This is a genomic window from Micromonospora sp. DT15 (assembly GCF_049841475.1).
GTDB lineage: Bacteria > Actinomycetota > Actinomycetes > Mycobacteriales > Micromonosporaceae > Micromonospora.
In genome coordinates this window covers 230,250-243,570 of the sequence record NZ_JBNCKJ010000012.1, presented here as the reverse complement: position 1 = coordinate 243,570, position 13,321 = coordinate 230,250, and the positions used below count along the sequence as shown (strand labels likewise).

At 71.3% G+C, this 13,321-nt stretch carries 13 protein-coding genes; 3 read left to right on the top strand and 10 right to left on the bottom strand.

Annotated features, from left to right (window positions below; all coding sequences use genetic code 11):
- Positions 1-23: 23 nt before the first annotated feature.
- From ACLQ3F_RS25570 to ACLQ3F_RS25545, 6 genes are all read right to left on the bottom strand, one after another.
- Positions 24-230, bottom strand: coding sequence for an MbtH family protein (locus ACLQ3F_RS25570; RefSeq protein ID WP_357196477.1), 207 nt, complete (start codon positions 228-230; stop codon positions 24-26).
- A 10-nt stretch (positions 231-240) separates the two neighbouring features.
- Positions 241-1,263, bottom strand: coding sequence for a 2,3-diaminopropionate biosynthesis protein SbnB (gene sbnB / locus ACLQ3F_RS25565; RefSeq protein WP_425851872.1), 1,023 nt, complete (start codon positions 1,261-1,263; stop codon positions 241-243).
- Entirely contained in the window at positions 1,257-2,225 is a 969-nt protein-coding gene (gene sbnA, locus ACLQ3F_RS25560) for a 2,3-diaminopropionate biosynthesis protein SbnA (protein ID WP_425851918.1), read from the bottom strand. Before sbnA ends, sbnB begins: the two co-directional genes overlap by 7 nt.
- A gap of 212 nt (positions 2,226-2,437) precedes the next feature.
- Positions 2,438-3,793: a condensation domain-containing protein gene (locus tag ACLQ3F_RS25555; protein WP_425851871.1), complete on the bottom strand. Its 1,356-nt coding sequence runs from the start codon at positions 3,791-3,793 to the stop codon at positions 2,438-2,440.
- Positions 3,790-4,044 carry an acyl carrier protein gene (locus tag ACLQ3F_RS25550; RefSeq protein WP_425851870.1) on the bottom strand — a complete coding sequence of 85 codons (255 nt, stop codon included), beginning with the start codon at positions 4,042-4,044 and terminating at the stop codon, positions 3,790-3,792. Before ACLQ3F_RS25550 ends, ACLQ3F_RS25555 begins: the two co-directional genes overlap by 4 nt.
- A gap of 40 nt (positions 4,045-4,084) precedes the next feature.
- Positions 4,085-5,032: a beta-ketoacyl-ACP synthase III gene (locus tag ACLQ3F_RS25545; RefSeq protein ID WP_425851916.1), complete on the bottom strand. Its 948-nt coding sequence runs from the start codon at positions 5,030-5,032 to the stop codon at positions 4,085-4,087.
- 188 nt (positions 5,033-5,220) lie between these two features.
- Here ACLQ3F_RS25545 and ACLQ3F_RS25540 point away from each other — a divergent pair, with 188 nt between their 5' ends.
- Positions 5,221-6,108 carry an SDR family NAD(P)-dependent oxidoreductase gene (locus ACLQ3F_RS25540; protein WP_425851868.1) on the top strand — a complete coding sequence of 296 codons (888 nt, stop codon included), beginning with the start codon at positions 5,221-5,223 and terminating at the stop codon, positions 6,106-6,108.
- Here the strand turns inward: ACLQ3F_RS25540 and fabG are convergent.
- The 4 genes from fabG to ACLQ3F_RS25520 all read right to left on the bottom strand — a co-directional run bounded on the left by fabG (position 6,080) and on the right by ACLQ3F_RS25520 (position 9,544).
- Positions 6,080-6,826 (bottom strand): 3-oxoacyl-ACP reductase FabG, encoded by a 747-nt coding sequence (gene fabG, locus ACLQ3F_RS25535; protein WP_425851866.1) that lies wholly within the window; start codon positions 6,824-6,826, stop codon positions 6,080-6,082. The two genes, ACLQ3F_RS25540 and fabG, sit on opposite strands and share 29 nt — an antisense overlap.
- Positions 6,823-7,287, bottom strand: a complete 465-nt coding sequence (locus ACLQ3F_RS25530; protein WP_357196495.1) for a 3-hydroxyacyl-ACP dehydratase FabZ family protein — start codon at positions 7,285-7,287, stop codon at positions 6,823-6,825. The genes fabG and ACLQ3F_RS25530 overlap by 4 nt, the downstream gene beginning before the upstream one ends.
- On the bottom strand, positions 7,287-7,655 hold the full coding sequence (locus tag ACLQ3F_RS25525) for a hypothetical protein (RefSeq protein ID WP_425851865.1): 369 nt from the start codon (positions 7,653-7,655) through the stop codon (positions 7,287-7,289). The genes ACLQ3F_RS25530 and ACLQ3F_RS25525 overlap by 1 nt, the downstream gene beginning before the upstream one ends.
- A 68-nt stretch (positions 7,656-7,723) precedes the next feature.
- Positions 7,724-9,544 carry a BTAD domain-containing putative transcriptional regulator gene (locus ACLQ3F_RS25520; RefSeq protein WP_425851863.1) on the bottom strand — a complete coding sequence of 607 codons (1,821 nt, stop codon included), beginning with the start codon at positions 9,542-9,544 and terminating at the stop codon, positions 7,724-7,726.
- A gap of 269 nt (positions 9,545-9,813) precedes the next feature.
- Between ACLQ3F_RS25520 and ACLQ3F_RS25515 the strand changes: the two genes are divergently transcribed.
- Together ACLQ3F_RS25515 and ACLQ3F_RS25510 are read left to right on the top strand one after the other, a co-directional pair.
- A complete protein-coding gene (locus tag ACLQ3F_RS25515; RefSeq protein WP_425851861.1) occupies positions 9,814-12,996 on the top strand; it encodes a type 2 lanthipeptide synthetase LanM family protein in 3,183 nt (1,060 codons plus the stop codon).
- Positions 12,993-13,247: a hypothetical protein gene (locus ACLQ3F_RS25510; RefSeq protein WP_425851860.1), complete on the top strand. Its 255-nt coding sequence runs from the start codon at positions 12,993-12,995 to the stop codon at positions 13,245-13,247. The genes ACLQ3F_RS25515 and ACLQ3F_RS25510 overlap by 4 nt, the downstream gene beginning before the upstream one ends.
- Positions 13,248-13,321: the final 74 nt, after the last annotated feature.

Below are 13,321 nucleotides of genomic sequence, written 5' to 3'. Positions count from 1 at the left end.
GGGCGTGGGATCGGATCAGTTGGTCAGGCCGTGGTCTGGGACTCCATGCGCTGGCGCAGGCTCAGCGGCCGCATGTCGGTCCAGATCTCGTCGATCCGGGCCAGGCATTCGTCGCGGCTGCCCTCGGTGCCCTCGGCACGCCAGCCGGCGGGCAGGTCCCGGTCGGTCCACCAGACCGAGTACTGCTCCTCGTCGTTGAGCACCACGCGGTAGCTGCGGTTGTCGGTCATTGCCACTCCTTCAGAGAGACCCGGCGAACGCCCCGGTGGCGTCCCCCACGGGTAGGAAGTCGTCAACGCGTACGCCCAGGCGTCGCTGGTCGGCGGTGGCGCGGACGTGCTCGGCGAGCACGAGGTCCAGCACGCCCAAGCCGAACGGGGACACCACCACTGGCACGTCGTCGGCGGGCAGTCGCACCTCGCCGCCGGCCAGCGCGCCGATGGTGGCGTGAATGAAGTCCCGGCCACCGGTGAGCTGCTCGGCCAACTGCAACGAGGTGCCCTCACGGCAGGCGTGATCGGCGTCGTCGACCACGTTGCGCGCGGCCAGCAGCCCTTCGGGGAGCAGGTCGCGCAGGGACAGGTGCAGCACCACCGCGCCGGGCCGGCAGGCGGCCAGGTCGAGGTGGGGCTCGGTGGCGGTGGTGGCGATCGAGACCAGCCGGTGCGCGCCCATCGCCTCCTCGGCGGTCCCGGCCAGCGTCGTCGGCATTCCCGGCAGCAGGGTTCGGGCGGTCTCGGCGAACGCCTCGGCCCGGCGCCGGTCGGTGTCGAATACCGTCAGCGCCGGCGGCGCGGCGAGAGTGCCCGCCACGAACCGCAGCACCTGCTGGTTGATCAGCCCGCAGCCGATCAGGGCCAGGCCGTCGGGGCGGCGGTCCGCGGTGAGCAGGCCGGCCGCGAGCGCGGCGCTCGCCGCGGTACGTCGGGCCGAGATGACCGAACCCTCGACCAGGGCCACCGGGTGGCCGGTACGCATCGAGTTCAGCAGGATCGCCGCGCTGGCCCGTTCCAGGCCCATGGCCAGGTTGCCGGGGAAGGAGGAGATCCACTTGATCCCGCTCACCGGCGGGTCGCCGCCGAGGTAGGCGGGCAGGCCGATGATGCGGTCGCGGGGTCGCTGCGGGAAGCGCAGGAAGACCGAGTGCGGCAGGCTCGTACGGCCCTGCTCGTGCAGCAGGTACGCGTGGCGGATCAGATCCACCACCCGGGCGTCGTCGCCGTCGAGGATGTCCCGCACAACAGCCCGACCGATGATCAGCACGTGGCGTCCTTCCACAGGTGGGTGATCTCCCCGAAATGCTGGGAAACCCATAGATCCGAATAGATGGTGTCGAGGTAGCGGTCGCCGTTGTCGGGCAGGATCAGCACGGCCGTGGCACCAGCCGGGATGTCCGCCATCCGTCGGCGTAGCGCGGCCACGGTGGCGCCGGACGACCCGCCGGCGAGGATGGCCTCCCGGTACAGCAGCAGCCGGCAACCGACCACGCAGTCCAGGTCGGAGACGTGCATGATCTCGTCGGGTGTGGCATCGGCGGCCAGGGGCGGCACGATCGAGGCGCCGTGCCCGGGGATCAACCGGACCGCCGGCTCGTCGCCGAAGATGGCACTGCCGACCGCGTCCACCGCCACCACCCGCGTGGACAGCCCCTGCTCGCGCAGGTAGCCGACGCAGCCGACCAGCGTCCCGCAGGTGCCGGTGGAACAGAACAGATAGTCGATCTGCCCGTCGAGCGCGGTCACGATCTCGGCCATCGTCTGCCGTTGCGCCGCGGCGTTGAGCGGGTTGGCGTACTGGTCCGGGCGGTAGGCGTACGGGACCTGCTCGCACAGCTCGCGGACGCGGCGCTGCCGGGCCGGCAGGTATTCGCCGGTGACCGGGTCGGGGTGCTCGACCATCTCGATCTCCGCGTGGTACGCGGTCAGGATCGCGAGGTTCTGCCGGGTGGTCTTCGGGTCGACCACGCAGATGAACCGGATCGCGTAATACGCGCAGAACTGCGCGAGGCCGATGGCCAGATTGCCCGAGCTGGACTCGACGACAACCGATCGGCCGGGTACCAGCTCCCCGGATTCGACCTTGGCGCGCAACATGCTCAGCGCGGTGCGGTCCTTGATGCTGCCGCCGGGATTGAACCGTTCGAGCTTCACGAACAATCGGGAGGGGAACTCCGGAAACAACCGGACCAGCTGTACCAGCGGTGTGTTCCCGACCGTCGAGAGGATGCCCTCGCGCACCGTTCCTCCCTCCACAAGTGATCTACCAACGCCACGACGTTGTCAATCGGCGCTATACCGGCCCTATACCGGTGCTCGGGCGGTCAGCGCCGGGCCTGGACCCGGCCGGCGACGGGGGTCGCGCCGACCGGACCCGGCCCGTACGGCGGGCACACCGTCCCGGTGGCACCAGAGGCGCCACGGGGCCACGCCGCGCCGGTCTATGAAGTGCCGAGCGCCAGGAGTTCGCGCAGTTCCGCCTGGTCGACCATCGGCGCCTGGGACACCACCGTCTCCGGCGTCGTGCAGGCAACCCGCAGCATCTGGAGGAAGTGCCCGGCCAGCCGCTGCACGGTCGCCTCGTCGAACAGGTCGGTGTCGTAACCGAACTCCGCCTGGAGCCGGCCGTCCTGGTACTGGGTGAGGGTCGTCGACAGGTCGAACTGGCCCTCGTCGTACGGGATGTCCAGCAGCCGGATCTGGTGCCCGGCGAACGCGTGCCGCTGGCTTGTGTAGTTGTCGCCGTGCTGGTGAGCCAGCAGGGTGACGGTCACCCGCACCGGCGGATCCTGGTTACGTCGGCCCGATCGGAGCAGCGGGAACGGGTAGGCGGCGTGGGCCACGGCGTCGGTCAACTGTCGGCCGGCCGCGGTGATCGCCGTGGCGAACGTGGTGTCCGCGTCGAACGAACCCCGCAACGCGATCGTGTTGATCAACATGCCGACCACCCCGCGCAGCGCCCGTCCCCGGCGCAGCGACGCCGGACAACCGACGGTGAACTCCCCCAGACCGGTGTAGCGGTACATCGTCGCCTGGAACGCGGCGAGCACGACCGCGTACGGCGTCACCCCGGCCGCCGCCGCGGTCTCCCGCAGCCGGGCGGCGAGGTCGTCCGGGAGTTCCTGGCTGAACGCGCCGCCACGGAACGAACGCACCGGCGGACGAGGCCGGTCGGTCGGAAGGGTGGCCGCCGTGGCACCGTCGCAGACCCGATCCCAGTACGCGCGCAGCCGCTCGCCGCGCTCGCCGGCCAGCGCCGCCCGCTCCCGGGCCAGGAAGTCGTCGTAGCTGCCGGAGACCAGCGGCAACTCCACCGGCCGCCAGGCCTGCAACGCCCCGTACGCGGCGTCCAACTCCTGCCAGACGATCCGCTGCGAGTGGAAGTCGGTGGCGATGTGGTGGATGACCACCACCAGCACGCAGTCGGTACGCCGCCGCAGCAGCGCCACCCGCATCGGACCGTCCCGCTCGAGCCGGAGCGGCCGGTCGCCGAACTCCTGGCAGCGGCGCAACAGCCCGTCGTCGTCCAGGTCGGGAACATCGTGGACCTCGACCTCGCACCCGAGGTCGGGATCGACGACCCGCACCGGCCCCTGCTCGGTCTGCACGAACCGGGACCGGAGCAGGTCGTGGCGCGATCGCACCGCCGCCACCGCCCGGCGTACCACGTCCGGGTCGAGCAGGGGTTCGACGTGCAGCCCGTGGACCACGTTGCTGGCCGGGCTGTCCGGGGCCAGCCGGTGGACCAGCCACAGCGCCCGCTGCCCTACCGACAACTCCCGGACGTCCTCGGTCACACCGCAGACCGGGCGGAGAGGACGAAGTCGCTGAGATCCTGGACCTTGGCGAAGCTGCCGACCAACTCGTCCGGCACCTCGATGTCGAAGTGGGTCTCCACGGCGGCGAGCAGGTCGACGAGCTTGAGGCTGTCCAGACCGAGCTCGACGAAGGTGTCGCCGGCGTTGATCTCCCGGTCGACGTTCTCGGTCATCAGCTTGCGGGTGAGCGATGCGACGTCGAGGGACACCTGGTTCACGGTCAGCGTCATGGTGCTTGTCCTTTCTGAGGAAGGGTCGTGATCGGAGTGGTCAGGGCATCCGGATGAGCTGACCGGCGTAGGCCAGTCCCGCCCCGAAGCCCAGCAGCATCACGCGGTCGCCGGGGGTGGTCTGACCGCTCTCGTACAGGCGGCTGAGCGCCAGCGGCACCGACGCGGCTGAGGTGTTGCCGGTATCGATGATGTCCTTGGCGACCTTCTCGTCCGGGATCTGGAGGATCTCGGCCAACTGGTCGACGATGCGGAGGTTCGCCTGGTGCGGCACGAACCAGTCGATGTCCGAGAGCTCGACACCGGCCAGGGCGCACACCTTGCGGGCCACCCTCGGCACGTTCTTGGTCGACCACCGGTAGACCAGGGGGCCGTCCATCTTGGCGAACTCGCGGCCGTTGGCGTCCCACTTGGTGCCGAGGATGTCGGACCGCGCGCCGTCGCTGCCCCACACTGTCGGGCTGATGCCGTCGACCTCCGCGGGAGAGACCACCGCGGCACCCGCACCGTCACCGAAGATGACGTACGTCGCCGGGTCCTCCGGGTCGATGAACCTGCTCAGTTGTTCCGCTCCGACGACCAGCACGTTGCGGGCGCTGCCCATCCGGATCTCGTTGGCCGCGATGCCGATCGAGTAGGCGAAGCCGGCGCAGGCAGCGTTCAGGTCGAACGCGCCGGTGGCGGTGATGCCGATACGGCTGGCCACCTCGGGCGCCCCGCCCGGGATGCGGTCCTTCTTCGTCGCCGAAGCGAGGACGACCAGGTCCACGTCGGCCGGGTCGACGTTCGCCATGGCCAACGCCTTCCCGCCGGCCTCGGCGGCCATCATCGTCACGGATTCCTCCGGCCCGGACCGGTAGCGCGACCGGATGCCGGTCCGCTCCTCGATCCACTCCGGAGTCACCCCGGCTTCCTCGGCGATCTCCTCGTTGGTGATCAGCCTGCTCGGCCGGTACGCCCCCAGCCCGGTGATTGCCGCACCTGTCATCTGTGCCATCGCCTCCTCCGCACCACGCCTGGTCGGCGTCCTGGTGGCACCGTCCGGAGGCAGTGTTCGGCGGGGCTCTCATAACTTCTCTACATCGCGCCCGGTATGGAAAAGAGATAGCCCGGCACCGGACCGTTCGGCGGACGTGTGTCGCCGCTGGCGGGCACGCCCATTCCGAGGGAGCGCGCATGGAGGAGTTCCGAACAAAGGTCGCGGTCGTCACCGGAGCCGGTTCGGGCATCGGCCGGGCACTGGCGGTCGAACTGGCCGCCCAGGGCGCCCGGTTGGCCCTCTCCGACGCGGCGGAGGAGGGCCTGGCGCAGACCGCGGCGAGCTGCGCCGAGCGGGGAGCCGAGGTCCGCACCTACCGGTTGGACGTCACCGACCGGCTGGCGGTGCAGGCCCACGCCAAGGAGGTACGCGCCGACTTCGGCGGCGCCGACCTGGTGATCAACAATGCCGGGGTGACTCTGTTGGCCTCGATCACCGAGGCCGAGTGGGACGACATGCGGTGGGTGCTGGACGTCGACTTCTGGGGCGTTGTGCACGGCACCCGGGCTTTTCTGCCGCTACTCGTCGCCTCGCAGGGCCACCTGGTGAACATCTCCAGCATGTACGGGTTGACCGCGGCACCTGCGCAGAGCGCGTACAACGCGGCCAAGTTCGCCGTCCGGGGTTTCACCGAGGCGGTGTTGCAGGAGATGCGGGTCGGCGACGTGCCGGTGAAGGTCAGCTGCGTCTACCCGGGCAAGGTGCGGACCGCCATCTTCAGCAACGCCCGGGCCGCGAAGGGGCTCGGCTACGGCGGGATCCGGGAGCGCTTCGCCCGCGAGGCGACGACCTCGGCCGAGCAGGCCGCACGGCTCATCCTGCGCGGGGTCCGGCGCAACCGGGTGAAGATCATCGTCGGGGCGGACGCGCGACGGGTCGACCTGCTCACCCGGCTGCTCGGCACGGCCTATCCCCGGATCACGGCGCGTCGGGCCCGGACGCAGGCGAGCCAGGTCCGCCTGGAGGCCATGCGGACCCGGCTCGCGGCGCAGCGGGTCAGAACGTCAGACCACCGTCAACTGTGACGACCTGCCCGGTCAGGTAGGAGGCCCGCTCCGACAGCAAAAACGCCACCACCGGGGCGATCTCCTCCGCCTGGCCCAGCCGGCCGAGGGCGGTGCGCTGCTGGACGCCCACGGCCAGGCCGGCCGGCAGGTCGTTCAGCATGTCGGTCTCGATGAAGCCCGGGGCCACGGCGTTGACCCGGATCCCGTACGAGCCGACCTCCTTCGACAGCGCCTTCGTGAAGCCGATGATGCCGGCCTTCGAGGCCGAGTAGTTGGTCTGGCCCGGGCTGCCGGTGATGCCGGCCACCGAGGACACCGTGACGATGGCGCCACCACGACGCCGCATCATCCGGCGGATCGCCGCCCGGCACACGTTGTGGACACCCCCGAGGTTGACGTCGATCACCGACTGCCAGTCCTCGTCGGCCATCATCGCCAACGGCCGGTCACGGATGATCCCGGCGACGGTCACCAGTGCCGCGATCTCGCCCAGGTCCTGCTCCGCCCCCGTGACGAAGTCGCGCACCTGCGCGGCATCGGCGACGTCCACCTGCCGGGCCAGCACCCGGACACCGGTCTCCAGCGCCTCTGCGGCCACCTTCTCGGCGGCCTCCCGGTTGCTCTGATAACAGAAAGCCACGTCGTACCCGTCTGCGGCGAGCTGCCGGACCACGGCCCGACCGATCCCTCGGGATCCGCCACTGACGAGGGCGACCGGTCGTCGAATGTCACTCATGTCGACTCCTTGACGTCGGAGACCCCGGCCGGGACGGCGGGGCGAAGCGCAGCGGCCGGGCGTACCGCGCCGACCAGACGACCGACCTGCATGACCACCTCGGTACCGACCACGCTCTCGCCCCGCACGAAACCCGTGTCGGCGATCAGCCGGATCAGCTCGACCCGGTGCTCGACCGTCTCACCGGGCAGCACCGGCCGGCCGAAGCGGATCCCCTCGAATGCACCCGCGATCGGCACTCCGTCGGTCAGTACGGTGGCCATCGGCCGGTCGTGCCTGATCAGCACCAATGCCGCCTGGCCCCACGACTCCAACAGCAGCACAGCAGGCAGCGGCCGGGTCCCGGTCACCGTGTAACTGCCCACCAGCCGACTCCGGGGTACCAGTTCGCTGACTCCGTCCACCAGGAGCATCGGCGGTCGGTGCGGGATGAGCCGTCGAATGTCGTCGCGGTCGAGCATCAAGGTTTTCCTTCCTGATAACGCAACACCACCTCGGCGGCCGGTACACCGGACACGGCGACCGTGCCCCGGCGTAGCCCGCCCTCGCGCCGGACGGTGATGACCAGCTCGTCGTCGAGATCGATCGTTCGGAGGAACCGGCAGGACACCAGCTCGGCGAGGATCTCCGACGGCATCGCCGCGAGGACGGCGCGGTGCACGTACTCGACGATGTAGACACCTGGCAGCAGGGGGAAGCCGGGATAGTGCCCGACGAAGACCGGGTCGTCCCGGTCGGGTCGAACTCGACCGACGATCTCGTCCCCGCTGGCGTGGTCGAGGTCGATCCGCGCGTTGGTCGCGCACTCGGGCGGGATCAGGATGGTCACGCACTGACCGTGCTGGCACCGGCTATATCTTCTCCATACGCCGGGAGCACGCGGAGGCGCAGGCGCGGCTACACCGGCAACGCCGATCGGGCGGTCACCACGCGGTGGTCCACCGGGTCGGCCTTCTCCCGCGCGAAGACCCGCACCAGGTCGTGGAAGCGGTGTCGCTGCCGCCGCCCACCGTCCGAGCCCGCGATCTCCAGCAGCCGTGCGTCGACCAGGCTCTCGGCCACCTCCTCCCCCACCCGGGGCGTCACGCCGAGCACCCGGGCGGCGGCGCCGATCGGGAAGTCGGCAGTGTTCAGCAGTGCCAGCCGGCGCAGCGCGACCTGGCTCTCGACCTCCAGCTCCTGGTAGCTGCCCTCGATGCGGGCCCGCACGTCCAGCGTCCCCAGCCGTAGTTCGTTGAGACGGAACCGTTCGTCGGCCAGCCGCTGCGCGAGGTAGCGCAGCGACCAGTGCGGCCGAGCGATGAGTCGCGCCGCAGCCACCCGGATGCCGATCGAGAGCCGCCCACACAGCTGCACGATCCGGTGTGCGGCACCGAGCTCGGCGGCCACCCGCGGCAAGCCGACGATCGTGGCGAACAGCTCCAGCGCCTGCGCCGGGTCGAGGATGCCGACCTCGACGCGGGTGACACCGGGCAACTCGGAGAGGCGGCCACGACAGGTCAGGATCACCCGACAGGACGGGTCACCGGGCAACAGCGGGCGGACCTGCGGATAGCTGGCAGAGTTGTCGAGTACCACCAGGACCCGCCGGCCGGCCAACTGGCTGCGGTAGAGGCACTCGCGTTCGTCGAGGCGCCTCGGGATGGCCTCCTCGGCATTGCCGAGGCTCCGGAGGAACCAGCCCAGCACGTCGCCCGGGTCGATGGCGTTGCCCCGGGTGCCGCCGAGGTCGGCGTAGAGCTGCCCGTCCGGGAAGTCGCTGCTGGACAGGTGCGCGGCCCGCAGCGCCAGCGCCGACTTGCCGACGCCGGCCATCCCGGTCAGCAACGTCCGTTGCGGAGCGGACGGCGACGTCTCGGCGAGCAGCCCGGCCAGCGCCCGCAGCTCCTGCTTCCGGCCGCAGAAGTCCTGCGCCCCGGGCGGCAGCATCGCCGGTCGGACGTCGCGCCAGCCCGGTCCCTGCCGCGGTGCGACAGCGGCGTCGGGCGTCCCGGGGCCGGCCAGCACCGTCTGGTACGCCTCGGCGAGGGCCAGGCCCGGATCGGCACCCAACTCGTCGGCGAGGACCCGCCGGCCCTGGTGGTAGACGGCCAGTGCGTCGGCCTGGCGGTCGCATCGCAGCAGCGCCGTGATCAGATGGCTGCGCAGCAACTCGTGCAGCGGCTGCGCGGCGACCAGATCGCTCAGCTCCACCACCAGGTCGGCCTGTCGGCCCAGCATCAGGTCGGCCGTGATGCGATCCTCCAGGGCCGCCATCCGCACCTCGGCCATCCGGGGCGACTCCGCCTCGATGAGGTGGTCGGTGACGTTGCTGAGCGTCGCTCCGCTCCACAACGCGAGCGCCTCGTGCAGGTCCCGCGCGGCCTCCTCGTGCCGGCCGGAGCGCAGTGCGTCCCGACCCAGTCCGGCCAGCCGTTCGAACTCCTCGATGTCGAGTCGGCTGTCGCGCATCCGCAGCAGGTACCCGGACCACTGCCGGACGATCTCCACCTCGTCGCCGAGATACTTCCGCAGCCGGGAGACGTAGTTGTAGAGCTGGGCGGCGAATGTCGCCGGCGGCTTCTCGTCCCACAGCAGCTGGCAGAGACGCGCGTCGGAGACTGTTCGCCCTCGGGCGAGCAACAGGACGGCCAGGACGGTGCGCTGCTTGGCGCCGTCCAGCGGGACCTCGCCGCCGTCGCGCCAGGCGCTCACCGGCCCCAGTACGCGAAACTCCACAGTCGCTCCGATCGGGTCAGCCCAACGAACAGTCGGAGAGTCGACCACCGCCGCGCATCGACACATCTGTGCCCGCCACCCAAGTTCCGTCGTCCGCACCCGCGTGTTGTCGCCACCCCACCGACACCGGCTCCCTCCGGGCGGTCATCACCGACAGTCGTCCGGACCGCACCGGACAGTGCGCGAACTGCGGCGACCAGCCGGACCGACAAGAATTTGGGTGGATCCCACGCATGAGATACCCGTCGTCGCTTGGCACCCTCAACTCGATGAACACCACAGACGTCGACGGCCCACCCAGCCTCGCTCCGGCCGAGTCGCCCCGACTCCGCCGGGGCTGGTGGGCGCGGGGCCTGGCGCTGCACGAGCGGGTGACCGCCGGCGGCGGCACCGACCCGGTGGACAGCGAGCGGTTCGGGCACGCACGGTCGCGGCTGGATCTGTGGCGGGCCGACCGTGGGCCGGAGCTGGACGTCCGGCTGGGCGAGCTGGGCGTCGACGAGGACCGGTTGCTCACCTTCCTCGCCGAGGACGACGAGCACCTCGCCGCGCGAGTCGACCCACCGCCCTGGGCGGTCCTGATCGAGTCCGCGGTGCACGCCGCCGCACCGCCTCCGTCGGTGCCGGTCCCAGCGGACTGGAGGGCGGCGTTCGCCCTACCGTTGCGCCCGTTGGTCGACCAGGCGAGGGCTCGCTTCCGCCGGGGCTCCGGCCCGGTGACCGACGCCCAGGTCGACCTGGGCGCGCTGGACGCCGCGTTGGGGGCCACCCTGGAACGGCGTCTGGCCGCGCTGGCCGCCCGTACCTTCGTCGAGGAGCTGCACCGCCGCAGGATCGCCGGCCTCCTCCAGGGTGCCGACAGTCGCGCCCGATTCATCGGCTTCGTCCGCCAGCTTGCCACCCCGGCAGGGCTGGCTGCGCTGTTCACCGATCTTCCGGTCCTGGCCAGGCTGCTCGGGCAGGCCACCGCGCACGCCACCGACGCGATGCTGGAGCTGCTCGCCCGGTACACCGCTGACCGGGACTGCCTGGTCGACAACCTCCTGGGCGGCGTGGACCCCGGCCCACTGGTGGCCGTCGACGACGGGCGGGGTGACCCGCACCGGGCCGGCCGGACCACCACCGTGGTCCGGTTCGCCGACGGCCGGCGGTTGGTCTACAAGCCCCGGGATCTCACCCACGACGACCGGCTGGCGGCCTTCGTCGGCTGGATGAACCGGATGGTGCCCAGCGTCGGCATGCGGGCGGCCGCCTGCCTGGTCCGTCCGGAGTACGGCTGGACCGAGTTCGTGACCGCGGCACCGCTGGCCGACCCGGACGGCGCGGACCGCTTCTATCGACGACAGGGTGCGCTGCTGGCGCTCGCCCACGCGCTCAACACCACCGATCTGCACTACGAGAACGTGATCGCCAGCGGCGAGGACCCCGTGGCCATCGACGCCGAGACGTTGTTCAGCCCCAGTTGGCGACCGGCATCCGAGAGCGGCGATCCAGCCGCCGACCTGCTCGCCGCCTCGGTGCACCGAACCGCGTTGCTGCCGCTGATCGTCGTCGGTGAGCAGGGCATCATGGACCTGTCCGGCGCCGGCGGCGACGAGGGACGGCAGAGCCCGGTCAGTCGGATCGACTGGGCGGACCCAGGCACAGACCAGATGCGCCTGGTACGTCGCGCGTCCACCTTCGACGGTGCCTCGAACCGGCCCCGGCTCGGCGACCGGGTGATCGATCCGGAGGACCACGAGGCGGCGATGCTGGCGGGTTTCCGGCTCGGCTACGAAGCAATCGAGGCCCATCGCGGGGACTTCGCCCAGCTGGTCAAGGCGTCGTCCGCCATGACGGTGCGACTCGTCGTGCGGCCCACCTGGGCCTACCGGACGCTGCTCGACGAGGCCACCCATCCGAGCCTGCTGCGCGACGGTCTGGACCGGGACCGGTTCCTCGGGCGGCTCTGCGGCCGGACCACACTGCCCGGCGACCCAATGTTCGCCCGCCACGAGATCGCGGCCCTGTGGCGCGGCGACGTGCCGTACTTCCACGCCCGGGCCGACAGCCCCCAGCTGGCGGCCGACGGGGAGCCGACCGCGGTGCCGCTGTACCGCAGCGGCGTCGACGCGGCACTGGACCGGATCGCCGGGCTCGGCGAGGCCGACCGGCAGGACCAGGAATGGGTCATCATGGCCAGCCTGGCCACCCGCCGGCCGGTCGGCGCCCATGGCGACAAGGCGCCAATGGAGGGTGCGTCGCACGGAACCGCCGCCCCACCCGAACGGCTGGTCTCGGCAGCCTGCGCGATCGCCGACCAGATCGTGGCCCGGGGCGCACCAGGCCGGGACCGCGTGAACTGGCTCGGCCTGGAGCTGGTCGACAACCGGCAGTGGCTGCTGCTCCCGATGGGCGCCGGCCTGGCCAACGGGTACCTCGGCGTGGCGCTCTTCCTCGGCCAGCTCGCTCACATCAGCGGCGTGGCCCGTTACGGCGACGTGGCCCGCCGGGCGGTCGCCGCGACCCCGGGGCTACTGCGCCTACTCGCGGATCGCCCGGAGCTGGTCACGGCGATCGGCTGTGGCGGGCTGCACGGCCTCGGCGGACTGGCCTACGGGCTGGCTCGGCTGGCCGTGCTGCTCGACGACCCGGAGATCGGTCGGTGGGTCGACACGGCTGTCGAACTCGCCGAGGTCGCGGTCGCCGGCCCCGCCACCGACGACTGGGCCACCGGCAGGGCCGGCTGCCTGGCCGCGATGACATCGATCCACGCCGAGCTGGGTCTCGATCGGGCGGCGGCGCTGGCCCGGACCTGCGCCGACCAGCTGGCCGGTACGACCGCGTTCGATCACCCCGCCAGTCCGGCTGGCTTCGCCGATGGCACGGCCGGCATCGCGTACGCCCTGCAACGGTTCGTCGACGCCGGCGGCGGCTCACCGCAGCATGCGGACGCGGCAGACAGAGCCCTGCGGCACGCCCGGCAGACCCCGACCAGCTCGTCCGGGTGGTGTGCCGGCACCGCCGGCCTGGCACTCGCCCTCGCCGGTCGACACGACGCGGGCACCTCGCCCACCACAGACCCGGACGCGCTGGCTCACCTCGTCCGGCGCTTGGCTGTTCGGCCACTGTCCCGCGACCTGAGTATCTGCCACGGCGAGTCCGGTATCGGTGAGGCGCTGACCGTGCTGGCCGCAGGGCCGGCTGGCCCTGCGGCCGCCGCCGCGCTACGGCAGCGGACCACCCTGCTCCTCAACTCCCTGCAATGGCAGACGCGCCACTGCGGCACACCCGAGGGAGTGCTCACACCGGGGCTGCTGACCGGCCTCGCCGGCATCGGCTACGGACTGCTGCGCTCCGCCCTGGCCGCACGGATTCCGTCCGCGTTGCTCCTGGAACCCACCCCACAGCCAACCGGACCCGACTGGCTGTCGCTCACCAACCCGTTCACCACGAGGAGAGAAGAACAATGATGTCTCAACAGCTCACCGCCGACGTCACCCACGTCGATACCGCCCCCGTCGAGACCGCCCACTTTGAGGACCCGCACCCCGCCGGGGAGCCAAAGGTCAGCCCGATGGTGGCCTTCGGCCTGCGTACGGCGGCCCTGGCCGGTCTGGCCATCCCGGTGGGCCTCCTGGTGGGACACCTGGTCGCTGGCGACGCCGGAACCGTCGATGCCGCCGCTCCGCTCACCACCTGCTGCCCCACCTTCGCTCTGTGACCCTGGGCGGAAACCACCCGGTCAGCGCGGCGATCAGTCCGGTCGGACGATAATCCCGCCAGGCTCGGTGCGCC

What these genes read in the sequence shown, in the direction of transcription:
- fabG (WP_425851866.1), bottom strand. Translation starts at nt 6,826, where the DNA reads ATGAGTGACATTCGACGACCGGTCGCCCTCGTCAGTGGCGGATCCCGA.
- ACLQ3F_RS25530 (WP_357196495.1), bottom strand. Translation starts at nt 7,287, where the DNA reads ATGCTCGACCGCGACGACATTCGACGGCTCATCCCGCACCGACCGCCG.
- ACLQ3F_RS25515 (WP_425851861.1), top strand. Translation starts at nt 9,814, where the DNA reads ATGAACACCACAGACGTCGACGGCCCACCCAGCCTCGCTCCGGCCGAG.
- ACLQ3F_RS25570 (WP_357196477.1), bottom strand. Translation starts at nt 230, where the DNA reads ATGACCGACAACCGCAGCTACCGCGTGGTGCTCAACGACGAGGAGCAG.
- ACLQ3F_RS25540 (WP_425851868.1), top strand. Translation starts at nt 5,221, where the DNA reads ATGGAGGAGTTCCGAACAAAGGTCGCGGTCGTCACCGGAGCCGGTTCG.
- ACLQ3F_RS25545 (WP_425851916.1), bottom strand. Translation starts at nt 5,032, where the DNA reads ATGACAGGTGCGGCAATCACCGGGCTGGGGGCGTACCGGCCGAGCAGG.
- ACLQ3F_RS25510 (WP_425851860.1), top strand. Translation starts at nt 12,993, where the DNA reads ATGATGTCTCAACAGCTCACCGCCGACGTCACCCACGTCGATACCGCC.
- ACLQ3F_RS25550 (WP_425851870.1), bottom strand. Translation starts at nt 4,044, where the DNA reads ATGACGCTGACCGTGAACCAGGTGTCCCTCGACGTCGCATCGCTCACC.